Here is a 25408-nt window from a genome sequence, read left to right on the forward strand (position 1 = left end):
CCGCGCCGCTGCCGCATGGACGGTGCCCCCGTTGCCTCCTACCATCTCGACATGGCATCGGGCGGGGAAAGCGAAGTTGAACTGGCGGACTTGATACGTCAGTTGCGGGAGGAAATCAAGGCCGCGGCGACAGCGGGCGCGGAGCCGGGAGAGACGCTCCGGTTCGAAGTGGGGCCGGTCGAGGTCGAGGTGACCGTCGCGGTCTCACGTGAAGCCGGCGCGAACGGCAAGGTGCGGTTCTGGGTCGTCGACGCGGGCGGCGACAGCAGGTTCGCCCGATCCGCGACCCAGCGCATCACGCTCACCCTGCATCCCAAGGAGGTGACACCGGACGGCACGACGCGCTCCCCGCTGATCTCCGGGGACGAAGTCGATGGCGAACGCTGAAGCCACCGGACGGCAGGGCGCCAGGTGGGACGAGCCCGGCCGTATCGCCGAGGTGATCGTCAGCCGTTCGGCGGGCACGGGTTCCCGGGCCTCCGGCTACCTCGTGGCGGACGGCAGAGTGCTGACCGCGTGGCATCCGCTCATCGGAGCGTCCGGTGTCCTGGTGCGGTTCAACGCCGACCGGCAGGACGAGGCCGCGTACGAAGCGTCGGTGGAGTGGTGGGACGAGGACGGCGATATCGCCGTGCTCGTCTTCGACTCCCCGGCCGCCGCGCCCGCGCCGGCCCCGGCATCGTTCGGCTGTGTCGGCGAGCGGGCGGCCCGAGTCGAGTGCATAGCCTTCGGCTTTCCGCTCTTCAAGCTCCGCGAGGGGACCTATCGGGACCTGGAGGCCGCGGAGGCTACCTGTGTACCGTTCGCCAATCGACGGGAAGGCACGCTCGACCTGAAGGTCGTGGGGCCTCCCTCACCGGACGAAGACCCGCGCAAGGCAGCGAAACCAACGGACGCGGACGGCCCGGCCGGCTCCGCCGCCGACCCGTACTCGCCGTGGGCGGGCATGTCGGGGGCGGCGGTCTTCAGCCGCGGGCGGATCATCGGCGTCGTCACCAAGCACCATGCCTCCGACGGTGGCGCGCTCACCGCGGCCAGGATCGACGGTCTCCAGGACCGCCTGCCCCCCGGCGAACTGGACCGGCTGGAGCGGCTGCTGGGCTGCGGCAACCTGCGCGCCGGTGACCTGGCCGATGTCGGCCTGCCGAAGCTCCCGGCGGGCATCCGCACCCACCGGCAGACGCTCAGCCGGGACTCGAACCGTGACAAGTACCTGACGGGCGACCAGTTCTCCTTCGTCAGCCCCGGCGAAGGCCACGAGGCCGAGCCGGACGTTCTCCTGGAGCGGTTGACGGCAGCCGCCGCACCGGGGTCGAGGTCACTGGGGGTGGTGCTCGTAGGCGCCGCGGGGACCGGCAAGACCCGTACGTGTTTCGAGGTGGCGGCCAGGGCGGAAAAGCAAGGCTGGACCGTACTGCATCTGGCGCCGAAGAACCCCATCACGGCGGAGTCCCTGGCCGAGGCCGTGGGCGAGCTGCACGCGCGGAACAGGGACGTCCTGCTCGTGCTCGACTACCTCGACAGTTACGAGCACCTCGACCTCTCCGGCTTCGCGGAACAAGTGAACGCGGAGCGCACCTCCCGGGCCGGACTGGCGTGTATCGCCGCACTGCGCCCCGGGGCGGTCCAGCGCGCCCAGGACATGAAACAGCTCTCGCTCCTCAAGGAGGTGCAGGTCTCCCAGGAGAGAGGGCACCAGGAAGCCGTCGCCACCCGGATCATCGAAAGCGTCGCCCCGAAGGCCGTGGACGCCTACGGCACCGCGCAGCTCGCCGCCGTCTGCGGGCACCGCCCGGCGCTCACCCTGCTGATCGCGCGGGCCATCGAGTCGCGCCTGCACGACGACGCCGAGGGCGCGCTCGTCCTCTCCGGGCTGCGCGACGAGCTCCAGGATCTGTCGTTCTGGCTACGGACGCGCACCAAAGAGGAGCTGAGTGACTCGCCGACCTCCCTCCTCGCCTCCGCGGTCGCTGCCGCCTCCTGTCAGCAGGAGCAGGAGTCGGTGGAGACGGCTGTCGAAGCCTTCCTCGACCTGCACCAGGACCACGGCTACCTGGACGGCGGAATCGGCACCGTGCAGCAGTTGCTCAGACTGGGCTGGCTCGTCAGCTCCGAGGGCGGTGTTCTCCACGTCATCCACGACTTCGTGGCCGACGAGCTTCTCCGGCAGGCATTGCAGCCGAGCACGGTGCGCCTGAAAGCCGACGCCGCGAAGCGGATGTTCTCCGCGTTCCTCGTCAGCACCAGGACGTTCCGGCTCGCTTCCGCCACCGTGCGACGGTGGTCGGCCGACCTCGAACCGGGTGTGCGGGACAATGTGCGCCGAGTCTGCGAACAGTGGCTCGCGGACGACAACGGCCTCGCCGAACGGCTGGCGGGCGAGCCCGATCTGGAGGAGGTCAGGCGGACCCTGCTGACGCTGCTGTCGGGGCCGCCGTGGCAGTCGGCGGTCGTCGCGTCCTGGGACTCCCTGGTGCGGCCCTGGCTCCAGAAGGCCGAGGCCGACGCGCCGCACCTGCCGAGCAGGCTTTTCGAGAACGCGATCCGCAACACCTCCGACGCCGTCCCCGCGCGTCTGGCCTCGGCGGCTCTGACGTGGCAAGCCGAGAACCGCGACCGGCCGGAGGACACCCATCCCGTCCTCGAAGCCCTGCTCCGGGCACCCGGAGTGCAGGCCGAGCACCTGGACAAGGCCGCCGAGGAAGCGATCGAGTGGTTGCGACACCCCTATATGAAGGGCGGCCTCCCCCTCGCCAACGCGCTGATGGCACGCAATGATCTGCGTGAGGACCGCATCGCGCAAGCAGTCGACCGGGCCCTCGGCGTGGTCAGCCGGCGCCTGCCGGCATCCGCCACCGCCCATGTGCTGCGCGCGCTCCTGCGCCGTGACAACTTCGGCGGCGACGGCCGGGCCGACAGAACGCTCGGGCTCGCGTTCGACTGGCTCAGACGCCATCCCGACGCCGATACGGCCTCCCTCGTTCTCGCCGAGCTGCTCAGGCGGGACGGTCTGGACGAGAGCCGGACGAGGGAAATCATCGACCGCTCCCTCAACTGGCTGGCCGGCCGCAGCACCTCCCCGGTGTCATCGTTCGTCCTGAGAAATCTGCTCGGACACCCAGCCCTGCGCGGAAAGCCCGCCGACACCGCCGTGGACCACGCCCGCGCCTGGCTTGAGGAGCACGGCACCGAGCACGACGCGACGTTCGTACTGGCCCCCCTGCTCGCGCTTGTCCCTGCGGCCCCGGACGGGCAGGACGACGTCGTCCGCCAGGCCCTCGCCTGGCTCGAGAAGCACGGCACCCGCGGGGACGCCTACTTCGTGCTGCGGAGGCTGCTGGAAAAGACGGACCTGCCCCGGGAGGCGGCCGAACGCACCGCGCAGCACGCCTTGCGGTGGCTGGCCACGGGGCAGCACGGCACGCAGCCTGACGCCAAGTCGGTACTCGGGTCGCTGCTCCAGCGCCGTGGACTGCGCATCGCCGACAAGCCCTGTGCGGCCGGGGTCCGCTGGCTCACCGCCCCCGGCAATCTGAGCCGGGAGGACGCGAGTTTCGTCCTCCGGCCGCTGCTGGCGCATCCGAAACTCGGCCCCCACGGCGAGGCGGCTGCCCGGCTCGCCCTCGCCTGGCTCGGGGACCACGCCGAATCGCCGAACACCTCATACGTACTCCAGCATCTGCTCCGCCTCGACACTCACATCGGCCCCGCCGACGGCAGCGACACCCGTGTCCTCGACGCCGCGCTCGCCTGGCTCACCACGGGTTCGCGCGGCTCTTCCCCTGAGGCACGCTTCGTGCTGCAACCCCTGCTCAAGCACCGGGCGGCCGAAGTGCGCGCGGTGCCGCTCGCCCTCGCATGGCTGGAAAAGCCCGGCAACCGCTCGAGCGACGCGGCGTCGTTCGTGCTCGGCCCGCTGCTGGAGTTCCCCGAGCTGACGGAGGTGGCCCGGGCCGACGCCCTCCGCCCCGCCCTCGACTGGCTGGACACCCACCACACGGCCGAGGCCGCACCGCGGATGCTGAAACTCCTGCTCAGCTGCCGCGTGTCCGACGAGGGGCTCCGACGGCGAACCGTGGAGCGGGTACTGGAGTGCGCGGACCACGGCCATGTGGTGCTGGCGAAGAAGACACTCCCGGCCCTGTGCCGACTGGGTCTTGTACCGCTCCCCGACCGGACGCGCGCCTTCCTCGTGCACCTCGCGCTCGAAGAGGCTTGCGGCGGGCAGCCGATCAGTTCGCACGGGCAGCGGGTGCTGCGTGCTCTGCTGGCTCGCACGGACCTCGACCCCGAGCAGGCCCGTGCCGTCACGGCGCGGGCCCGGGTGTGGCTCGGCGAGAGAGAATTCTCGTCGTTCAGCGGGGCCGTTCTTGGACCGCTCCTGGACCCGCGCCTGCCCGCTTCCGGGCAGATCGAGCGAACGGCCGTCGTGGCCATGGCGCTCGACTGGCTGAAGACGTACGCCGGGTCCTGGTACGCCGGGCACGTGCTTGCGGCACTGCTCGAAGGGCCAGGGCTGACGCGGCCGCAGACGGAAGACTGCCGCACGAAGGCAGCCGACTGGCTGAGCATGCCGGAGAACGCCGGCAGAGGCGAGGCCGACGAAGTCGCCGCCCGCCTGGCGGGACTTCTCGGGCGCGGATAGCCGCCGGGGCAGCCGGAACGACCGGGTGAGCCCCGCCCAGCGGGCTCACCAGAGGGTCGCGAGGAAGATGTTGACGACGGTGAGCGCGCCGACCGCTCCGAACACCGGGGTCTCCACGCGCTCGTCGTCCCGCTTGATGTAGACGAGCACGGTGATGACCAGGAGCACCACCAGCTTGACGGCGATCTTGGTGTTGTTGACCTCCTGGTCGTCCGCCTGGTTCAGGCCGACCAGCGCCAGGCCCGTCACCAGCATCGTCAGCGCACCGTGCAGCATGCCGGGCGTCATGCGCGCCCCGCCGCCCTTCATGGCCTTCACCTGCCCGAGGAAGCCCCCGAGCAATGCGGCGATCCCGATGATGTGGAGGGCGAGAAAGATGTTGATCAGCGGCTCCATGGGCCGGAGTTTAACTGCCGTACTCGCGCACGGATTTAGGGCCCTCCCAAGGTCTTGACGGGGTCCTGCCACGCACACACCATGCTTGGGAGCGCTCCCATGCCCATGTCCGCACGTACGAAGGATCGAGCCGTGACCCAACGTCCTTCCCACCCCCCACGCGCGTCGCGCCGTGCACCGCGCGGCAGACGCCTCATGGGCGCAGCCCTCGCCACCGGTCTTGCCACCGGTGTCCTCGGCATGACCAGCGCCTCCTCCTCGGCCGCCGAGGGCCCCGAGCTGATCGTGAACGGCGACTTCTCCTCGGGTGTCATCGACCCGTGGTGGTCGACGCCCAACGCCCCGGGCGCGGTCGTGGACGGCCAGTTGTGCGCCGAGGTCGAGGGCGGCACCGTCAACCCCTGGGATGCCATCGTCGGGCAGGACGGCCTCCCCCTCACCGCAGGAGAGTCCTACGAGCTGAGCTACACCGCCACCGCCACCGCGCCGGTCACCAGCCGCACCAACGTGCAGCTGGCCGAGGAGCCGTGGACGCAGGAACTTGCGGCGGCCGACCAGATCTCCGGGACCGCGGAGACGTTCACGCACGTCTTCACCGCGAGCGCCGACTACGAGGCCGCGCAGCTGGCGTTCCAGATCGGCGGGAGCGACGACCCGCTGACCTTCTGCCTGGACGACGTCTCGCTGACCGGCGGGGCGGAGCCGCCCGTGTACGAGCCGGACACCGGCTCCCCGGTGCGGGTCAACCAGGTCGGCTACCTCACCGAGGGCCCGAAGGCCGGCACCTACGTCACGGAAGCAACCGAGGCTCTGCCGTGGACGCTGAACGCGGCGGACGGCACCGAGGTCGCGACCGGCACCACCACGCCGCAGGGCGTGGACCCGACGTCGGAAGAGAACGTCCACACCTTCGACTTCGGTGACGTCACCGAGGCGGGGGACGGCTACACCGTCACCGTCGGCGAGCACGTCAGCGAGCCGTTCGCGATCGGCGACGACCTGTACGCCGACCTGCGCACCGACGCGCTCGCGTACTTCTACCACAACCGCAGCGGCATCGAGATCGACGCCGAGCTGGTCGGTGAGGAGTACGCGCGGCCGGCCGGGCACGTGAACGTGGCGCCCAACCAGGGCGACGACGGCGTGACCTGCTGGGCGACGACCCCGTGCGACTACACCCTGGACGCGGCCGGCGGCTGGTACGACGCGGGCGACCACGGCAAGTACGTCGTCAACGGCGGCATAGCGACCGCGCAGGTGCTGTCCACGTGGGAACGCACCCTGACCGCGGAGGGCGCGGACGGCGAGGCGCTGGGCGACGGCGCGCTGGCCGTTCCCGAGCAGGGCAACGACGTTCCCGACATCCTCGACGAGGCGCGCTGGGAGCTGGACTTCCTCACCGCCATGCAGGTCCCGGCGGGCGAGGAGCTGGCCGGCATGGCGCACCACAAGCTGCACGACCGGGCGTGGACCGGCCTGCCGCTGCTGCCGCACGAGGACTCGCAGGCGCGCGAGCTGCACCCGCCGTCCACCGCGGCGACGCTCAACGTGGCGGCTGCGGCCGCGCAGGGTGCCCGGCTGTTCGAGCCGTACGACGCGGCATACGCGGCGGAGCTGCTGACCGCGGCGACCACGGCGTACGAGGCGGCCCTGGCCAACCCGGACATGCTGGCCGACCCGAACGACGGCGTGGGCGGCGGCGCGTACAGCGACAACAATGTGACCGACGAGTTCTACTGGGCCGCGGCCGAGCTGTTCATCACGACCGGTGAGGACACCTACCGCCAGGACGTCCTGTCCTCCGAGCTGCACGGCGACGCCGAGGCGGTCTTCCCGCCCGGCGGCTTCAGCTGGGGCTCGACCGCGGCGCTCGGCGCGCTGAACCTGGCCACCACGGACAACGGCCTGACCGACGGCGAGCGCGACGGCGTCCTCGCCATGGTCACCGAGGCCGCCGACGGCCTGGCCGCCACCGCCCAGGACGCCCTGTACGGGGTGCCGCTGGCCGGCACGGAGAACTACGTGTGGGGTTCGAACAGCCAGGTCATGAACAACATGGTGGTCCTGGCGACCGCGCACGACCTGACGGGTGCGGCGGAGTACCGCGACGCGGTGCTCAGTGGCCTCGACTACCTGCTCGGCCGCAACCCGCTGAACCTGTCGTACGTCACCGGCTACGGCGAGCGGGACGTGCACAACCAGCACCACAGGCACTGGGCCAACCAGCTCGACGCCACCCTGCCGAACCCGCCGGCCGGTTCGGTGGCGGGCGGCCCGAACAGCGCGCTCCAGGACCCGATCGCCGAGGACCTGCTCCAGGGCTGCGCCCCGGCGATGTGCTACGTCGACCACATCGAGTCGTTCGCGACCAACGAGGTCACGATCAACTGGAACGCGCCGCTGGCCTGGCTCGCCTCCTACGCCGACGACCTCGGCGCGGGCGCGGGCGGGGACCCGGGCGAGGAGCCCGCGACGTGTGAGGTGACCTACACCTCGCACCGCTGGTCCGCCGGCTTCACCTCGTCCGTGACGGTGGAGAACACCGGTGGGACGCCGATCAGCCCCTGGGAGCTGACCTGGACGTTCGCCGACGACCAGCGGATCACGAACGCGTGGAACGCCGTCGTCACCCAGTCCGGCCAGGACGTGCTCGCCCGCCCGGTCAACTGGAACGGCACGGTGCCGCCCGGGGGTTCGGTGAGCTTCGGGTTCCAGGGCACCGCGTCGGGCCAGGCGGCCGACCCGCAGGCGTTCACGCTGAACGGCGGCGGCTGCACCACCGGCTGACCACCCCCCACACGGCCGTCCCGCCGCCCGCCCTTCAGGCGGGGCGGCCCCCGGGCCCGTCGGCCGCACCGGCCGACGGGCCCGTTCCCGCGGGCCTACGCTTGCCTCATGCCCGTGGCACGGACGAGAAAGACCAAAAACAATAAAAAAAGCAATAAAAGGCGCACTTCGGGTGCCCCCGGCGCCTCGGGGCCGCAGGCCGCCCGGCCGGTCACGAAGCGCCGCAAGCTCGCCGCCGCCCTGCTGGCCGCGGTCCTCGTGGGCGTGCTGATGATCGGCGTGCTCTCGGCGATCGGCCCGCCGGGCGGGGACGAGGAGGGCGACGCGCAGGAGCAGGGGGAGGTCCAGCCGCTGCCCGAGGGGCATCCCGCGCTCGACCTGGCCCGCCGCGACGCGGACGACCCGCTGGCCGTGGGCCCGGCCGACGCCCCGGTCGTCATGATCGAGTACGTGGACTTCCAGGACGCGTTCGCGGGCATCCACGCCCGCGGGACGCACGGCGAGCTGGTCGAGGAGTACGTCGGGACGGGCGCGCTGCGCATCGAGGTCCGCAACTTCCCGATCAACGGCCCCGAGTCCGACGCCGCGGCGCGCGCCGCCTGGGCCGCGGGGCAGCAGGACCGGTTCTGGGAGTTCCACGACGCGGCGTTCGCGGAGGAGTTCCACCGGGACAGCGGGCGGTTCGACGAGGACGGCGTCCTCGCCCTCGCCGAGGCGGCGGACGTGCCGGACCTGGCGCGGTTCGAGGCCGACATGGCATCCGATGAGGCGGGGGAGGCCGTGGGCCGCGACGCGCAGGAGGCGTACGACCTGGGCGTCACCTCGACGCCCTCGTTCCTCCTCAACGGTCAGGCGCTGCACGGCGCGCGGTCGGCCGACGAGTTCCGCGATGTGATCGACCAGCTGTACGAGGCTGCGGAATAGTCACAGATCACACAGGAGCGATCACCTAACGCCAGCCCATGGCGGGTGACATGGTCAGCATCCACCAGTTTCCACGGGATTGGCACCAATCCCGGTCGGACGGCCATGACCACGGGCGCGCCCGGTTTAGCGTCCTGCTCCATGGCCCAGCATCGAAAGCAGCGGCTCGGGCGGCTCCGGCACCGGCGCGTCCACCGAAAACCCGTGCCCGCCGCCCTCCGTGCCGCCGCCACCCTGACCCTGGCCGGTGCCGCGTCGGCCGCCGCGTTCGACGGTGCGGCGCTCGCCGACCCCGAGCCCACCCTCGCCGAGGTCGAGGAGCGCGTCGACACGCTGCACCGCGAGGCCGAGGAGGCGACCGAGGCGTTCAACGCCGCCACCGAGGCCGCCCGCCAGGCCGAACGGGACATGGACCGGCTCCGCGACAGCGCCGCGCTGCGCACCGAGGAGCTGAACACGGCCCGCGACGCCCTCGGCTCGCAGGCGAGCGCCGAGTACCGGGCCGCCGGGCTGCCCGCCGCCGTACAACTCGCCCTGTCCGCCGACCCCGAGGTCTTCCTGCACCGCGCCGGTGTCGCCCACCGCAGCGGCGACCGCCAAGCCCGCGCCGCCCTCGGCATCGAGGAACGGCTGCGCGCCGTCGAGCAGTTGCGCGCCGAGGCCGCCGAGCGCTCCGAGGCGCTCGCCGACGCCCAGGACCGCGCGCGCCGGCACCGCGCGGTGGTGACCGACCGGCTCGCCGAGGCCGAGGACCTGCTGGCCACCCGCACCGCCCGGGAGCGCGAGGCCCTGCTGCGCGAGGAGGGCACGGGCGAGACCACCGCGGCGAGCGGCGAACGCGCCGGCCGCCCCGCCACCGCGCCGAACCGGCGGGCCTCCGCCGCCGTCGCGTTCGCCTGGGGCCAGTTGGGCAAGCCCTACGGCTGGGGCTCGGCAGGGCCCGACGCCTACGACTGCTCCGGCCTGACCCAGGCCGCCTGGCGCGCCGCGGGCGTCTCGCTCCCCCGCACCAGCTACAGCCAGGTCTCGGCCGGCACCAGGGTCCCGCGTGACGAGCTTGCCCCCGGCGACCTTGTGTTCTACTACTCCGGCATCAGCCACGTCGGGATCTACGTCGGGAACGGCCAGATCGTGCACGCCTCCCGCCCCGGCACGCCGGTCCGGCTCGCCCCCGTCGACTCCATGCCCTTCGCCGCCGCCACCCGCCCCGGCTAGCCGCCCGGGGCTCGCGGGCGCTCCCGGTCCCTTTTCCGCGGCCCGAGTTGACGCGTCGGCGGCGGGTCCGTGGTGGCGGCCTTGCGGTGGCGGCTCACCGTGGCAGACTGGCCGACCCACCGGTCCCCCACCGATGCAGAAAGGCCGGACCCCCCATGTCCGTGACCCAACAGCTGGGCGGCCGCGGAGCCCACGGGCGCCTGCCGGGCGCCGGCGCTCCGGGCGGCGGCCCCCGGGAGGCCGCCGCCCGGTACGCGGTGCTGCCGCTGCGGCTCTTCCTCGGCCTCACCTTCCTCTACGCCGGCATCGACAAGTTCACCGATGCCGGACCGTTCAGCAGCGCGATGAGCACCGACGCGATGGAGCAGATGCTCCGCTTCTCCCGCGAGGACGCGGCGGCCGGCTGGCTCGCCGACCTCGCCCTCGACCATCCGGGGCCGCTCCTCGGCGGCGCGGCCGTCGCCGAGATCGCGGTGGGCGCGGGCGTGCTGTTCGGGCTGCTGACGCGCGTGGCCGCCGCGGGCGGTGCGCTGCTGTCGTTCTCGTTCTGGCTCACGGTCAGCTGGAACGCCGACCCGTACTACTTCGGACAGGATCTGCCGTACCTGTTCGGCTTCGTGACACTCCTGCTCGCCGGGCCAGGGCCGTTCGCCCTCGGCCGCCTCCTCAGCGCGCGTCAGGCCCAGCGGAACCGGCGCCTGTTCGGCTGACGTCCGGCTGGCCCCGCGGCTCGTCCCGCGGCTCGTCCCGGGGCCGGCCCCGCGCCCGCCGCGCCGCCATGGCCGCGACGGCCACGCCCGCCGTGCACAGCAGCGCGGCGGGCAGCAGCGCGAACAGCACCGGCAGCGGTACGTCGCCCCGCCCGGCGGCGTCCACCAGGTACACGCACGCCACGCCGATCAGCGCCACGCCCAGCACCAGCCGCGCCGGCTCGAACCGGTGCCGCCAGATCCGCCCGTTCCCGCTCATGACCGCTCCACCGCCACGTGTCCGATGCCCATGTCCAGCCACAGCTCCACGTCGCCGCCCGGCTCCGCGCCCGGCTCGGCCGGATAGCTGCGTGTCCGCTCCTGGCCGAGCCCGCCCCAGGAGTCCTCAAGCCCCTCCCACGTGCCGGAGGCCGGCGACTCGTAGGTGAACGCGCCCACGCCGATCTCCGTGTGCACCGTCACCTCCGCGCCGCGCGGCACCAGCACCCGGATCTGCCCGGCCCCGGCCGCCACGGTCGTGCTCAGCGTCTCCCCCTTGTCCAGCTCGAAGCCGGTCAGGTCCAGCTCGGCGTCGCCCGAGCCCAGCTCGTACCGCTCAGTCACCGCCGCCGCGGACTCCGGCCGCCACTGGGTGCCGACCCAGCTGGTCGTGATGTTGTCCGGCAGCACCGCGGCGCCGGCGAGCAATGCGCCGGTGAGGATCACCGCCACGACCGTGCCGCCGCCGAGGCGCCCCACGAACGCGCTCACCACGAAGCCGACGCCGTACACGATCAGCGCGGCGGACAGACCGATCACCAGGGTCGTGCCCAGCGGCTGGTGCTCCCACGCCACCGCGGAACCGACCAGGCACGCGCCCGCCGCCAGCAGGAACAGCAGCCCGCCCAGCCGGAGTTCGCGCGGCTCCGCCGGCCGCCGCGCCGGACGCCCCTGGCACGACGGCGCCGCGCCCGGCGGCGCCCCCGCCACGGGCGGGGCGGTCGGCGCGTAGTCGCCCGGCTCCGCCTCCTCCGGGCCCCACAGATAGGCGCGCCGCCACCCCGCGCCCCCGCCCTGCCACCAGGACGGGCCGAGCGGCGCGGGCGGGGCCTGCGCCTCCGGCGGGGCCTCCGCGACGACCTGCGCGGTGGCCGCGTTCCCCTGCTCGCCGCCCTCCCCCGCGCCCTGCGACTCGCTGCGCCGCCGCGACCAGTACGCCGCCCCGGCCAGCGCGCCGAGCAGCATGACGGAGAACCAGGTGGCCGGGCCGCGGTTGCCGAGCGACGCGAGCAGCAGCCCGCAGCCCGCGACGATGAACAGCAGCGCCGTCAGCCCCGGGCCCTCCACCCGGCCGGACAGCAGCCGGCGGCCCTCGTTCTCCTCCTCCCGCTCGAACGGGATCAGCAGCCACGCGATCCCGTACGCGACGAGCCCGAGACCGCCGATGACCGACAGCACCGCGAGCGGGACGCGGAAGATCACCGGATCGAGGTTGTAGTACCGGCCGAAGCCGCCGCACACACCGCCGACCACCTTGTGTCGACGGCTGCGGGACAGCCGCGTCGCGGCCGCGGTGCCGGGCGGCGGCTCCGTCGTCAGATCGTCGGTCATGCCCACCATGGTGACGCAGGCGCGCCCCGGCGTGATCCGGGTGCGTCCCCCATCGGTCCCTGACGTCTCCTCCGGGTCGCCCCTGATGACCCGCCGCGCCCGTTCGTGTGACGATCGGGTCATGACGACCGCGACCCCCACCGGCGCCGCCCTGGACGAGGCGCCGGTGCGCAAGCTGTACCGCAGCGTCGAGGGCCGCTGGCTCGGCGGCGTGGCACAGGGGCTCGCGGGGCATCTGGCGCTGCCCGTCTCCTGGGTGCGGCTGGTCTTTTTCATGCTGATGCCGGCGAACGGGCTCGGCGTGCTGCTGTACGGCATCTTCTGGTTCGTCGTGCCGCTGGGCGCACCCCAGGCGGCGCCCGCCGCGCCCGTCCGCAAGAGCCTGCTGCACCGGCCCGACAAGGGTCAGATCTTCGCGTTCCTCGTGCTCGCCGCCACACTGGGCGTGCTGGCCGCCAACGTCCAGTTCCCCATCCAGGACGGCTACCTGTGGCCGCTGCTGATCATCGGCGTCGGCGCCGCCGTGGTGTGGCGGCAGGCGGACAACTCGCGCCGCGCGCACTGGGCCGAGGCGACCCGCCGCAGCCGCTGGCTGCCGCTGCTGCGCAGCGCGGCGGGCGCGGTGCTGGTGTGCCTCGGCGTCGGCAGCTTCGTCGTGGGCCGCAGCGCCTCGGAGTCGACAGAGAGCCTGAGCCTGGTCTTCCAGGCGTCCGTCGCGCTGCTCGTCGGCATCGCGCTGCTCGTCGGGCCCTACCTGGTGCGCATGGTGCAGGACCTGTCCCAGGAGCGCACCATGCGCATCCGTGCGCAGGAGCGGGCCGAGGTCGCCGCGCACATCCACGACTCGGTGCTGCACACACTCACGCTGATCCAGCGCAACGCGGAACGCCCGCGCGAGGTGGCCCGCCTGGCCCGCGCGCAGGAACGTGACCTGCGCGCCTGGCTGTACAAGTCAGCGGAGGCGCAGGAGGTGGCCGAGGAGGAGGACGAGCCGCAGACGTTCGCGGCCGCGATCCGCGCGACCGTCGCCGAGGTGGAGGACCACCACGGGGTGCCGATCGAGGTCGTGTGCGTCGGGGACTGCCCGGTGGACGAAGCACTGGGCGCGCAGTTGCAGGCCGCCCGCGAGGCAATGGTGAACGCCGCCAAGTACGGTGGCGAAGGCGGCCCCGTGCGGGTCTTCGCCGAGGTCGAGGGGCGTACTGTCTTCGTGTCGGTGCGCGACCGCGGCCCCGGCTTCGACCCGGACTCGGTGCCGGGGGACCGGATGGGCGTGCGCGAGTCCATCATCGGCCGCATGCAGCGCAACGGCGGCTCGGCGCGGGTGCGTTCCACCCCCGGCGAGGGCACAGAGGTGGAGCTGACGATGGAGCGAGCGGAATGAACCCGACATCCGAGGAGCGCAGGGCCCGCGTGGTCCTGGTGGACGACCACCGCATGTTCCGCGCCGGGGTGCAGGCCGAGATCGGCCGCACCGAGGAGACCGGCGTCGAGGTGGTCGGCGAGGCGGGCGACGTCGACCAGGCGGTGACCGTGATCAAGGCGGCCCGCCCAGACGTCGTTCTCCTGGACGTGCACCTGCCGGGCGGCGGCGGGGTCGAGGTGCTGCGGCGCAGCGCGGAGCTGATGTCCGCGGCCGAGGACCCGGTGCGTTTCCTGGCGCTGTCCGTCTCCGACGCGGCGGAGGACGTGATCGGCGTGATCCGCGGCGGCGCCCGCGGCTACGTCACCAAGACCATCACGGGCGCCGACCTGGTGGACGCCATCTTCCGGGTCGCGGAGGGCGACGCGGTGTTCTCGCCGCGGCTGGCCGGCTTCGTGCTGGACGCGTTCGCGTCCTCGGAGGCGGCCCCGGTGGACGAGGACCTGGACCGCCTGACGCAGCGGGAGCGCGAGGTGCTGCGGCTGATCGCCCGCGGCTACGCGTACAAGGAGGTCGGCAAGGAGCTGTTCATCTCGGTGAAGACGGTGGAGAGCCACGTCTCCGCGGTGCTGCGCAAGCTCCAGCTGTCCAACCGCCACGAGCTGACCCGCTGGGCGACCGCACGCCGCCTGGTGTGACGCCGCCTGGGGTGACGGGCGAACCGGCCGCGGGGCCGCTCACTCCCACTCGATGGTGCCCGGCGGCTTGCTGGTGATGTCGAGCGTCACGCGGTTGACGTCGCGCACCTCGTTCGTGATGCGGGTGGAGATCCTCGCCAGCAGGTCGTAGGGCAGGCGGGACCAGTCCGCCGTCATCGCGTCCTCGGACGAGACCGGCCGCAGCACCACCGGGTGGCCGTAGGTGCGGCCGTCGCCCTGGACGCCGACGCTGCGCACGTCGGCGAGGAGCACCACGGGGCACTGCCAGATGTCCCGGTCGAGGCCCGCGGCCGTCAGCTCCTCGCGGGCGATCGCGTCGGCCGCGCGCAGCACGTCGAGGCGCTCCCTGGTCACCTCGCCGATGATGCGGATGCCGAGCCCGGGCCCGGGGAACGGCTGCCGGTGGACGATCTCCTCCGGCAGGCCCAGCTCCTGCCCGACCATCCGCACCTCGTCCTTGAACAGGCGGCGCAGCGGCTCGATCAGCTCGAACTCCAGGTCCTCGGGCAGGCCGCCCACATTGTGGTGCGACTTGATGTTCGCGGCGCCGGTGCCGCCGCCCGACTCCACCACGTCCGGGTAGAGGGTGCCCTGTACGAGGAACGCGACGTCCTCGCCCGCCGCGCCCGCCTCGGCGACCAGCTCGGCCTGCGCCTGCTCGAAGACCCGGATGAACTCCCGGCCGATGATCTTCCGCTTCTCCTCGGGGTCGGTGACCCCGGCGAGCGCGCCGAGGAACCGCTCCGAGGCGTCCACGACCCGCAGCCGCACCCCGGTGGAGGCCACGAAGTCCTTCTCCACCTGCTCCGTCTCGCCCCGGCGCATCAGCCCGTGGTCCACGTACACGCAGGTGAGCTGGTCGCCGATGGCCCGGTTGACCAGGGCGGCGGCGACCGCGGAGTCCACGCCGCCGGACAGCGCGCAGATCGCGCGCCTGCCGCCGACGCGGGCGCGGATCTCGGCGACCTGCTCCTCCACGATGCTGCCGGTGGTCCAGTCCGGCGCGATACCGGCGCCGCGGTACAGGAAGTGCTCGAGCACCTGCTGCCCGTAGGTGGAGTGCATCACCTCGGGGTGGTGCTGCACGCCGTACAGCCGCCGTTCGTCGTCCTCGAACGCGGCCACCGGAACGGTCGCGGTGGCGGCCGTCACGGCGAAGCCTGCGGGGGCGGCCGAGCAGGCGTCCCCGTGCGACATCCACACCTGCTGCTCGGCGGGCGTGCCCTCGAAGAGGGTCGAGGACGGCCGGGACACGCTCAGCGCGGTGCGCCCGTACTCGCGGGCGCCGGTGTTGTCGACCGTGCCGCCGAGCGCCTGTGCCATCAGCTGGAAGCCGTAGCAGAGGCCGAGCACCGGGACGCCCGCCTCGAACAGCGCACGGTCGAGGCCGGGTGCGTCCTCGGCGTAGACGGAGGAGGGGCCGCCGGAGAGGATGATCGCGCGCGGCTTCCTGGCCAGGATCTCCGCCACCGGGGTGGTCGAGGGGACGATCTCGCTGTAGACCCGGGCCTCCCGCACCCGGCGCGCGATGAGCTGGGCGTACTGGGCGCCGAAATCGACGACGAGAACGGTGTCGGTGTCCGTGTCTGCCACGAAAAAGCTGCCTTCCTTGCCTTCCCCGGTGCGTAGGGAAAGTCTACGGGCCCGCCGCGGCTTGGCCGCACGCCGCGGAGGCTGGCATACTCGCGGGCATGCGTCACGACGTGCGTTTCCGCTCCTTTACCTATGGCACCGGCCCGGCCGGCTGCCGCAAGGAGCGCTGCGCACCCCACTGACCAGCGACTTTCCCAGCGAACGCCCCGGGCACCGCTCTCTGCGGCCCGGGGCGCATCCGTTCCGCGGGCGGCAGCCGGGCCGGGGCACCCACCACCACCCCACCAGGAGACCCGCATGACCACCAGCGAGAGCATCACCGCCGAGCACGCCACCGCCGAGCACACCATTGCCGACGCGCGCGGCCGGATCGACGCCCTGGACGACAGCATCATCAGCCTGATCGAGGAACGGATCTCGGTCTCGGAGCAGATCCAGGCCACCCGCATCGCGGCGGGCGGCCGCCGTGTGCACCTGGCCCGCGAGATGGAGGTGCTGCGCCGGTACCGGGACGGCCTCGGCGCCCCCGGCACCGGCCTGGCGATGACGCTGCTCGACCTGTGCCGCGGCCGGGTCTGACCGCCCGGCGGCACGCGTCGCGCACCGGGGCGCACCGGAGCGCGAAGAGTCACCCGTCCGGAGCGTGACCGCCCGCGGAGGGCTTCGTTGAAGGGATTGTCCCCGGGGCGATGAGGCGCCCCGGTCCCCGCGGTGTGGCGGGGGCCGCGCGCCGTGGGACCTCGCCCCGGTGCGGTGGCCGGGCAGCAGGGGACAGCAGGCCGGTCACGTCCTGGCGGGCGGCCGGTTCCCGGGACGCCGGGAGCCGGCCGCCGCGCTCACAGCTCCGACGACCAAGACCAGCCAGACCTGTTGGCGGACCACGGCGCACCCCCTCCAGTGGTCCGGCCAACGGCAGCGGTGCCTACCCCCGGGCACCGCTTCCCAGCACCGGCGCCGCCCTGTCGCCCGTGCTGCGCGGGAGCCCCGGCCTTCGTGGCCGGGGCTCCTCGCCGCGGAACCCCCGTCGCACCTGCATGTTTCCGTGGCTGTTTCGTGATCGGGCCGTGCACAACCTCAGGGCCCCGCCGCCTGTCGTATCAGGAGTAACCGGTCCTGGCCCGGGAGGGCCCGCACAGACCGAAGGGGTCCGCTCCCATTCCCCCGGGGAGCGGGCCCCTTCGCCGCGTCCTGCCGCGCCGCGCTACGCGGTGTCCGCGGCCCGCCGCGGCACCTCGGGGACGGGCAGGACGACGGTGGTGCGCAGTTCCCCGAACGCCCCGCCGGGCACGGCGGGCGCGCGCGGGGATACGGGCGGGAGCGTCGTATAGGCGGCGCCCTGTCCTGGCCTCGGGTCGGGCTCGCCCTTGTTGGGCCACAGCGCCATCGCCCGTTCGGCCTGCGCGGTGATGGTGAGCGCCGGGTTGACGCCGAGGTTGGCGGACACCGCGGAGCCGTCGACGACCGAGATCCCGGGGTGCCCGTGCAGCCGGTGGTACGGGTCGACCACGCCCTGCCCGGCGTCGGCGCCGATGGGGCAGCCGCCGAGGAAGTGCGCGGTCAGCGGGGAGCCGATCAGCTCGCCGACGTTCGTACCCGCGAAGCCGTTGATGTCCTCGGCGAGCCTGCGGGCGGCCTCGGCCCCCTCGGGTATGTGGTCCGGGTTCGGCGCGCCGTGTCCCTGCCTGGCCGACAGGGCTCCCTTCCCGAGCCCGCGCCGCTTCCGGAACGTGGTCAGGGAATTGTCGTGGGTTTGCATGACCAGGCCGATGATGGTCCGTTCCGACCATCTCCGGTTGGACATCGATATCAGGAACAGCAGCGGGTGGCGCAGCGACGTCAACGCGTACGACAGCGCCCGCGGCAGGCCGCCCCTGGGGAACTGCTCGATCGACAGGAACCCCATCGCGTTGGAGCCCTTGCCGTAGCGCACCGGCTCGATGTGGGTGTGCTCGTTCGGGTGAATGGACGAGGTGATGGTGACGCCATGCGTGAAGTCGGGCTCCGCGTCCCGGCCGTGCCTGGCGCGGTAGCGCCGCGGGCTGGTGCGGGCGCCGACCAGCGCCTCGGAGTTGGTGCGGGTCAGCGTGCCGAGCCGGTCGGATATGCGGGGCAGCGCGCCGCTGTCGCGCATGCGGTGCAGCAGCGTCTGCGTGCCGTAGGTGCCCGCCGCGAGCACGACGTGCCGCGCGCGCAGCGTGCGCCCGCGACGCCGCCGCCCGCGCGCCGAGGCGTCGGTCGGCACGGCGGTGACCAGGTGGCCGTCCCCGCCGGGCAGTTCGGTCACGGCGGTCACGGTGGTCAGCGGGTGGACCTCGGCGCCCGCGCGCTCGGCGAGGTACAGGTAGTTCTCGTTCAGCGTGTTCTTCGCGCCGTGCCGGCAGCCGGTCATGCACTCGCCGCATTCGGTGCAGGCCCGGCGGGCGGGCCCGGCGCCGCCGAAGTACGGGTCGGGCACCTCGCCGCCCGGGCCGGCCGCGGCGGTGCCGTCGCCGTCGTGCTCGTCGCCGAAAAAGACGCCGACCGGCGCCAGGTGGAACGTGTCGCCGCAGCCCATCTTCTCGGCCGCCGCCTTCAGATGCCGGTCCACCGCGGTGACCGTCGGGTTGGTGCGGACCCCGAGCATGCGCGCGGCCTGGTCGTAGTACGGCGCCAGCTCCTGCCGCCAGTCGGTGATGCCGCGCCACTGGCGGTCCTCGAAGAACGCCGCGGGCGGCACGTACAGCGTGTTCGCGTAGTTGAGCGAACCGCCGCCGACGCCCGCGCCCGCGAGGATCATCACCTTGCGCAGCAGGTGGATGCGCTGGATGCCGTACAGCCGCAGCCGCGGCGCCCACAGGTAGTTCCGCAGATCCCAGGAGTTCTTCGGGAGGTCGGCGCGGCCGAAGCGGCGGCCGGCTTCGAGCACCGCGACCCGGTAGCCCTTCTCGGTCAGCCGCAGCGCGGACACCGCGCCGCCGAACCCCGAGCCGACGATCACCACGTCGTAGTCGAAGTCCTGCGCGTCGCGTCCGTCATCGCCTGTCATCAGCGGAACCTCAGCGTCTTGAGCGCCCGCAGGGAACGGGTCATCAGCTCGGCGTAGCGGCGGTCGTCGAGGCCGAGCGACGGCGCCATCGGCAGCAGCCGCTGCTGGGCGACCGTCTGCGACTCGGTGTACTTGAGGATGCCCTCCGCGCCGTGGCGGCGGCCGATCCCGGAGTCGCCCATGCCGCCCATCGGCGCCTGGATGCTGCCGTAGGCCGCGGCGTACGCCTCGTTGATGTTGACGCTGCCGGTCCGCAGCCGCGCCGCGATACGCCGGGCGCGCCGCGCGTCCCGGGACCACACCGAGGAGTTGAGGCCGTACCTGCTGGCGTTGGCACGGGCGACCGCCTCCGCCTCGTCGGCGAACCGGTGGACCGAGACGACCGGGCCGAACGTCTCGTTCTCGCACACCAGCATCGACGGCTCGACGCCCGCCAGGACGGTCGGCTCGTAGAAGAACGGGCCCAGGTCCGGGCGCGGCTTCCCGCCGGTGAGTACCTCGGCCCCGAGCGCCACCGCGTCCTCGACGTGCCGCACCACGGTGTCCAGCTGCCGCTGGGAGGCCAGCGAGCCCAGGTCCGTGCCCCAGTCGAGCGGCGCGCCGAGCCGCAGCGCCCCGACCCGTTCGAGGAAGCGCGCCAGGAACGCGTCGGCCACGCGCTCGTGCACGAGCAGCCGCTCCACGGAGATGCACAGCTGCCCCGCGGAGGCGAAGCAGGCCCGGACCGCCCCGGCCGCGGCCTTGTCGAGGTCCGCGTCGTCGAGCACCAGCATGGCGTTCTTGCCGCCGAGTTCGAGACTGGTGCCGATCAGGCGGGCCGCGGCCCGCTCGGCCACCTCGCGCCCCGTTCTGGTGGAGCCGGTGAACGTGACGTAGTCGGCGTGCCGGACGACGTGCGGGCCGACGACCGGGCCCTCGCCCAGCACGATCTGCCACACCTCGGGCGGCAGCCCGGCGTCGATCAGCTGCGCCCGCGCCCACAGCGCGGTCAGCGCGGTCTCGGTGTCCGGTTTCATCACGACGGCGTTGCCCGCGGCGAGCGCGGGCAGGGCGTCGCCGACGGACAGTTCGAGTGGGTAGTTCCACGGCGAGATGTGGCCGACGACGCCGCGCGGGTGGCGCAGCTCGCTCACCCGCGTCAGCACGGGGATGGCCCCGGCGTGCCGCCTCGGCCGCAGGTAGGCGGGCGCCCTGCGGCCGTAGTGCCGGGCGGCCATCGCGACCGCCTGCACCTCCTCGTGGGCGTGCAGTCTGGCCTTGCCCGTCTCCAGCTGGATCAGGTCGAGGACGAGCTTCTGACGGCGCAACAGCAGGTCGTGGAAGCGCAGCAGCACGGCGGCCCGCTGCCGCACGGGTCTCGCCGCCCAGGCGGGCTGGGCCGCCCTGGCCCGCTCGAAGGCCATGGCGACGTCGTCCTCCGTGGCCTCGGGCAGCTCGGCGAGCCGGTCGCCGGTGAGCGGCGAGTGGCAGGCCGTCCTGCCCCGGCCGATGACGCCCCGGGTCAGCTGCTTCACCAGATCCTCGGTGACCACGCGCGGCGGGCGGGCCGGGGAATCGGACTGCACTGTCGTCATAGCCGGAGAGTACGACCGTCCGACCACGGCTGACTACCTATTGGTAACTGGTTTTCGCCAGCGAACACTGGCGCGAATTGCCGGGCCGCGGCGCCCGGGTCAGCCGCCGGCACGGTAGCTCTCGGCCACGACGTCGTAGATCTCGCCGAGCCGGTCCCGCTGGGCCGCGGGGCCGCGCACCTGCACGACGTGGTAGGCGCCGTCGATCAGGAACGCCCGGTTGTGCGCCACCCGGTCGCCCTGGTCGTTCCGCCAGGTGAAGATGCCCTCCGCCCATAGGATGTCGCCGACCCGCGTCTCGTACAGGTGCTCCGCCGACCTGAACTGGTAGGCGCGGTACTCGGCCAGCTCCGGCTCCTGCCCCATCTGGTAGTCCCTGGGCTCCTCGGCGAACTCGCCGACCCGGTCCCGGCCCGGCACCACCAGGACTTCCAGGCCGTCCCCGGCGTAGATGATCTGGCCCTCCCCGTTCTCCCCCTGCCGCTCCCACCCTTCGGGAACGGTCAGCGCGAACCCGCCCTCGTCCTCCTGCACGACGTAGCCGTCCGGCGGCGGCGCGAGCTGCTGGTCCTCCTCCGCGGGCGAGGGCTGCGTGGCGTCCTCGGTGGGCTCCGGCGCCGGGTCCTCCTCCTCGACCGGCGGCGACTCGTCCGCCGTCGGGTCGCCCCCCGGCTGCGCATCCGGCGCCTCCGGCGCCGGCGCGGCCCCGCGCGTCGTCCCCTCGTCCGACATGAACGCCAGCACCGAGGCGACCGCCCCGGCCAGGCCGAGCAGCACGAGGACGAGTATCGCCCGGCCGAGGCGGCGCGGGCTGCGCGGGCGCCGCGGGCGCCGGCGCGGGCCGACCAGCTCGCCCCGGCGGCGCACGATCGGCAGGCGCCGCGGGTCGGCGGGCCGCCCCGGTTCGAGCGCGGGCGGGGCCGTCACCGTATTGCGGCCCACCTCGGGCTCCGGCGCGCTGCGCAGCAGCGACCGCAGCCAGCCCCGCAGATCCTCGGCGCGCGGCCGGTCGGTCGGGTCCTGCCGCAGCAGCGACTCGATGATGGGACGCAGGGCGCCGCAGTCCTCGGCGAACGCCGGCTGCTCCGCGCAGACCGCCTGCGTCAGCTCCGCCGCGTTCTCCTCCGGATAGGGCGGATACCCCTGAACGGCGCGGAACAGCAGCGCGCCCAGCGCCCAGAAGTCCGCGGGCGGGCCGACCGGCGGGGCGAGCCGCCAGTTCTCGTACACCGGCCCGGCCTGCTCCGGCGCCCAGCGCTCGGTGACGGCGCCCACGGTCATGATGCGCGCCTGCCGCGCACGCTCGGCGGCCAGCGCGGTGTCAGGGCCGCGGTAACGGGTCCCCGCGCGCCGTACGGCGGCGGCGGGCGCCGGCTCCTGCGCCGGCTCCGGCCGGGGCTGCGGCGGCTCCTGGCCCCGCTCCTGGCGGGGCATCGGCTCCCAACCGGTGCGCACCGGATGCGTCGGCCGCCCGGTCCCCGGCACATCCGTCGGCCCGGTGGAAGAACCGTTGCCGCCGCGGCGCGCCGCGCCCGCCTGGGTGCCCGCCCGGTAGGCGGCGATGGCGCCGCTGCGGGCGGCCCGGTCCGTGCCGCCCGGCCGCGCGGTGTCGTCCCCGCGGCGGGCACCGCCCTCGAAGTCCCAGGTGGCCGGCAGCTGTTCACCACTGCCCGCGTGCCCCGCGCGCCCCGCGTCCGGCGGTCGTTCGTGCGGCTGCTGGGGCGCCCCGCCCTGCTCCCGCACCCGCGCCACGAGCCCGGCCGCACCGCCCGGGTCCGCCGGGCCGCCGTCGTCCTGCTCGTCGACGCGGGGCATGCTCCCGGTGTCCCAGCGCCGGTACGCCTCCGGCCCGAACGGCTGCGCCTCGAAGCCAGGCGGCAGCCCGCCCTGCTCCCGCACCCGGGCGGCCAGCTCGCCGTGCTCCGACGCCCGGCCCTGGTCCTGCCAGGGCGCGCCCGGCTGCGGGCCCTGCGGCGGCGGGGCCGGCGCGGGGGCCGCGGGCAGAGCGGGCTCCTGCGCCGGCGCGAACGTGTCGGGCACGCCCGCGGGCAGCGGGTCGTAGCCGCACAGCGCCTCCTCCGCCGCGCCTGCCGCGAGGCCCGTCAGCACCGCGCGGCCGTCCTCGCAGATCAGCACCGTACGAGCCGTGACGTTCCGATGGGTCCAGCCGTGCGCGTGCACGATGCGCAGCGCCGCCAGCAGATCGGCCGCCACCTCGGCGGCCCGGAACGGGCCGAGCCGCTCCTCCGCCAGCACCGCGGCGAGCGGCCGGGCCGGTACTAACTCACTGACGATCCACAGGCCGTCGCCCTGGACGAAAACGTCGAAGACCTGGTCGAGACGCGGGTGGTCCGGCACCCCCGCCGCCGCGACCGCGGCCTCCACCGCCCGCCGCACCACCGGATCATCCGGCGTGCGCGTGGCACTCTCCTCGTGGCCGCGCGCCACCGGCCGCACCCCGCGACCGTCGTCGTCGAGCGTCTCCGCCTCGACGACCTCGGGCAACGGCACCTGGCGCACCAGGACTTCCTGCCCGCTCGCAGTGTCGAAGGCCCGTGACTCGATCAGCTCGAACTCGTCCGAAGGCGTCCTCGGAAGCCGATAGCGATTGGCCAACAGCCGTCCCGCGTAACTGTCCACGATGCCTCCCCACCGCGTGCGAACCTCCGCGCCCGATCCGGTGTCTCACCATACGCGCCGCGGACAAGACGCGCCTACGGTCCGTCAACTCTCAATCATTCTCAGTTCAACGGCTGGAATGTGGCGAAAGCCGTCTCCCTGAGCGTGCGGCAGGAGGCGTCATCCCACTCCTCCGCCGGGCACGTGATCATCACGGCGTAGCCGCGGTCGTCGTCGACCCGGAAACCCCTGTTGAGCACACGTACCCGTTCACCGCGCTCGGTACGCTCGAACTGCCAGTCCGCAACGGTCGGATAGTCGCGCCACTCGATCGTCTCCAGGCTGATCAGCTCGTAGTCCGTGCTGTTCTGCCTGACCGCGGGCTCGAGAGAACGCCAGGCGGCCTCCGCGTCCTCCCCCGGGCTGCTGTTGAAGTCGACCTGCACCTTGGGCGCCGAGCCGTCCGGAGCGCTGTATATCGCCCCCGAGTTCTGACCCGCTATGCCCGTGCGCTCCCAGCCGCGCGGCAGGGACATGCTGAAGTTGAAGTCCCCGTCGACGACTTCGGCGTACCCGGCCGGGCTGTCCGGCACGGACGCGTCCGGATCGTTCTCGGGCGTCGCGCCCGGCGGCCCATCCTCGGCCGGCGGATCGCCGTCCTCCTCCGACGCGTCCCCCGACGGGCCTTCCCCGGCCGGGTCCTCTCCGGCCGGGTCCTCCTCCGACGGCTCGTCATCGGCGGGAGCGGACGGCTCACCGCTGCCGTCCCCGCCCTGCGCGCCGCCGTCGTCGCCCTCGTCGCCGCTCCCGAGCTGCGCGGCGAGCAGCACACCGACCAGCGCGAGCAGCGCCACGACCACACCCGCGGCGATCAGAACGCGCCGGCGCCCGTCGTCCTGCCCGGTGCGCGTCGCGGGCATCGGCCCGGTGGAACCCCCGGACGCGCCCTCGGACGACGCCGGGGAAGCGGCGGGCGCCGCCGGCGCGACGGCTGCGGCCGGCTGCGCCGGCGTGGGCGCCGCCTCCGGCACGTCCACCGCGACCGTCGGGTCCTCAACGGCGGCCAGCGCCGCGGTCAGGAGCCGGCGTGCGCCCGGCTCGTCGATCCGCTGTGCCGGCTTCTTCATCAGCAGCTGGGTGATGACCTCGGTCAGCGGCCCCGCGCTGAGCGGCGGCGGCACCGGGTCGTGCATCACGGCCGCCAGCGTGGCGATGGCGCCGCCCTCGTCATAGGGCGGGCGGCCTTCCACGCAGCAGTACAGCAGCGCGCCGAGCGACCACAGGTCGGCGGGCGGCCCGGGCGCCTCGCCGGTGGCCCGCTCCGGCGAGATGTACGACGGGGCCCCGACGAGCATGCCGGTCGAGGTGATGGACGGGTCGCCCTCCACCTTCGCGATGCCGAAGTCGGTGAGCACCACGCGGTTGTCCTCGTCCGCGATGATCACATTGGACGGCTTGACGTCGCGGTGCAGAATCCCGGCGGCGTGCGCGGCACGCAGCACGTCGAGCACGGCCAGCCCGATCTCGGCGGCGCGGCGCGGCGGCATGGGGCCGTCGTTCCTGATGATGTCGGCCAGCGAACGGCCCTCGATCAGCTCCATCACGATCCACGGCCTGGACCCCTCGTCCACGACGTCGTAGATCGTGACGACGCCGCGGCTGCGGATCGTCGCGATCGCCTTGGCCTCCCGCAGCGTCCTGGTGATCATCCGCTTGCGCTCGGCATCGTCGACACCGGGCGGCAGCCGCAGCTCCTTCACGGCGACAGCCCGCCCCAGCACCTCGTCGGTGGCGTGCCACACCGTGCCCATGCCGCCCCGCCCGACGACGGCCCCGAGCCGGTACCGCCCGTTCAGCAGCCGGACTCCCCGCACCACCTGGGTCGCCTTGTCCTCGCCCGCCCCGGCAGCGGAGGACTCCGAACGGTCCCCCGAACCGTCCTTCCGCTCCCCCGACTTCGCGGCCCCCGCCGCGGCTGCGGGCTCCGGCTCCGGCTCCGCGCCGGACTCCGCGCTCACCCGCGGATCGGCAACCCGGCCCGCCCCCTCGGCCCGCGGAGCGGGCTTCTCGGGGGGCGGAGGCGCCGCGTCCCGTGGTGTCTTCGCCGCCTCGGGCGGCGGCTCTGCGGCGTCGGGTGTCTTCTTCTCGCGCGGCTCGATGTCCCCGTTGTCTTGGCCCATGCGTCCCCTCCGGCTTCCCCGGCCATTGTCACCCATGCCGCCGACTCCCTGGGCCCGGGGAGCCGCGC

The 25408-nt window shown here is 73.6% G+C and carries 17 protein-coding genes; 9 read left to right on the forward strand and 8 right to left on the reverse strand.

Going from position 1 to position 25408, the window contains the following annotated elements; all coding sequences use genetic code 11:
- Window positions 1-51 precede the first annotated feature (51 nt).
- Window positions 52-387: a trypco2 family protein gene (locus tag STBA_RS13465; protein ID WP_077063308.1), complete on the forward strand. Its 336-nt coding sequence runs from the start codon at window positions 52-54 to the stop codon at window positions 385-387.
- Window positions 374-4645, forward strand: coding sequence for a trypsin-like peptidase domain-containing protein (locus STBA_RS13470; RefSeq protein WP_077059479.1), 4272 nt, complete (start codon window positions 374-376; stop codon window positions 4643-4645). The genes STBA_RS13465 and STBA_RS13470 overlap by 14 nt, the downstream gene beginning before the upstream one ends.
- Window positions 4646-4690: 45 nt before the next feature.
- On the opposite strand, the gene STBA_RS13475 is transcribed toward STBA_RS13470, so the two are convergent.
- Window positions 4691-5041, reverse strand: coding sequence for a hypothetical protein (locus STBA_RS13475; protein ID WP_077059480.1), 351 nt, complete (start codon window positions 5039-5041; stop codon window positions 4691-4693).
- 240 nt (window positions 5042-5281) lie between these two features.
- Between STBA_RS13475 and STBA_RS13480 the strand changes: the two genes are divergently transcribed.
- From STBA_RS13480 to STBA_RS13495, 4 genes are all read left to right on the forward strand, one after another.
- Window positions 5282-7828, forward strand: coding sequence for a glycoside hydrolase family 9 protein (locus STBA_RS13480; RefSeq protein ID WP_253195228.1), 2547 nt, complete (start codon window positions 5282-5284; stop codon window positions 7826-7828).
- A gap of 108 nt (window positions 7829-7936) precedes the next feature.
- Window positions 7937-8752 carry a thioredoxin domain-containing protein gene (locus STBA_RS13485; protein ID WP_077059482.1) on the forward strand — a complete coding sequence of 272 codons (816 nt, stop codon included), beginning with the start codon at window positions 7937-7939 and terminating at the stop codon, window positions 8750-8752.
- A gap of 141 nt (window positions 8753-8893) precedes the next feature.
- Window positions 8894-9967 carry a C40 family peptidase gene (locus STBA_RS13490; RefSeq protein ID WP_079251904.1) on the forward strand — a complete coding sequence of 358 codons (1074 nt, stop codon included), beginning with the start codon at window positions 8894-8896 and terminating at the stop codon, window positions 9965-9967.
- Window positions 9968-10122: 155 nt separating this feature from the next.
- Window positions 10123-10677, forward strand: coding sequence for a DoxX family protein (locus tag STBA_RS13495; RefSeq protein ID WP_077059484.1), 555 nt, complete (start codon window positions 10123-10125; stop codon window positions 10675-10677).
- Here STBA_RS13495 and STBA_RS13500 read toward each other — a convergent pair.
- Window positions 10634-10936 (reverse strand): hypothetical protein, encoded by a 303-nt coding sequence (locus STBA_RS13500; RefSeq protein ID WP_077059485.1) that lies wholly within the window; start codon window positions 10934-10936, stop codon window positions 10634-10636. The two genes, STBA_RS13495 and STBA_RS13500, sit on opposite strands and share 44 nt — an antisense overlap.
- Entirely contained in the window at window positions 10933-12267 is a 1335-nt protein-coding gene (locus tag STBA_RS13505; protein ID WP_171987702.1) for a PspC domain-containing protein, read from the reverse strand. The genes STBA_RS13500 and STBA_RS13505 overlap by 4 nt, the downstream gene beginning before the upstream one ends.
- A gap of 121 nt (window positions 12268-12388) precedes the next feature.
- Between STBA_RS13505 and STBA_RS13510 the strand changes: the two genes are divergently transcribed.
- Both STBA_RS13510 and STBA_RS13515 read left to right on the forward strand, forming a co-directional pair.
- On the forward strand, window positions 12389-13651 hold the full coding sequence (locus STBA_RS13510) for a PspC domain-containing protein (RefSeq protein WP_077059486.1): 1263 nt from the start codon (window positions 12389-12391) through the stop codon (window positions 13649-13651).
- The gene (locus tag STBA_RS13515) at window positions 13648-14328 is read left to right on the forward strand and encodes a response regulator transcription factor (RefSeq protein WP_077059487.1); all 681 of its coding nucleotides are present in this window, start codon (window positions 13648-13650) and stop codon (window positions 14326-14328) included. Before STBA_RS13510 ends, STBA_RS13515 begins: the two co-directional genes overlap by 4 nt.
- 39 nt (window positions 14329-14367) lie before the next feature.
- Here the strand turns inward: STBA_RS13515 and guaA are convergent, their stop codons facing one another.
- Entirely contained in the window at window positions 14368-15942 is a 1575-nt protein-coding gene (guaA, locus tag STBA_RS13520) for a glutamine-hydrolyzing GMP synthase (RefSeq protein ID WP_077059488.1), read from the reverse strand.
- Between the two features lie 132 nt (window positions 15943-16074).
- On the opposite strand from guaA, the gene STBA_RS39275 reads away from it, so the two are divergent.
- Complete coding sequence (locus STBA_RS39275) at window positions 16075-16521, forward strand: chorismate mutase (protein WP_079251906.1); 447 nt, start codon at window positions 16075-16077, stop codon at window positions 16519-16521.
- Window positions 16522-17143: 622 nt separating this feature from the next.
- On the opposite strand, the gene STBA_RS13530 is transcribed toward STBA_RS39275, so the two are convergent.
- The 4 genes from STBA_RS13530 to STBA_RS13545 form a co-directional block, all read right to left on the reverse strand.
- Window positions 17144-18967 (reverse strand): GMC family oxidoreductase, encoded by a 1824-nt coding sequence (locus tag STBA_RS13530; RefSeq protein WP_077059490.1) that lies wholly within the window; start codon window positions 18965-18967, stop codon window positions 17144-17146.
- A complete protein-coding gene (locus tag STBA_RS13535) occupies window positions 18967-20541 on the reverse strand; it encodes a succinic semialdehyde dehydrogenase (protein ID WP_077059491.1) in 1575 nt (524 codons plus the stop codon). The genes STBA_RS13530 and STBA_RS13535 overlap by 1 nt, the downstream gene beginning before the upstream one ends.
- Before the next feature lie 99 nt (window positions 20542-20640).
- Window positions 20641-23181 (reverse strand): serine/threonine protein kinase, encoded by a 2541-nt coding sequence (locus STBA_RS13540; protein WP_107485045.1) that lies wholly within the window; start codon window positions 23179-23181, stop codon window positions 20641-20643.
- Between the two features lie 101 nt (window positions 23182-23282).
- On the reverse strand, window positions 23283-25340 hold the full coding sequence (locus STBA_RS13545; protein WP_079251907.1) for a serine/threonine-protein kinase: 2058 nt from the start codon (window positions 25338-25340) through the stop codon (window positions 23283-23285).
- Between the last annotated feature and the right edge of the window lie 68 nt (window positions 25341-25408).

It is taken from the genome of Streptomyces sp. MP131-18 (assembly GCF_001984575.1).
Lineage (GTDB): Bacteria > Actinomycetota > Actinomycetes > Streptomycetales > Streptomycetaceae > Streptomyces > Streptomyces johnsoniae.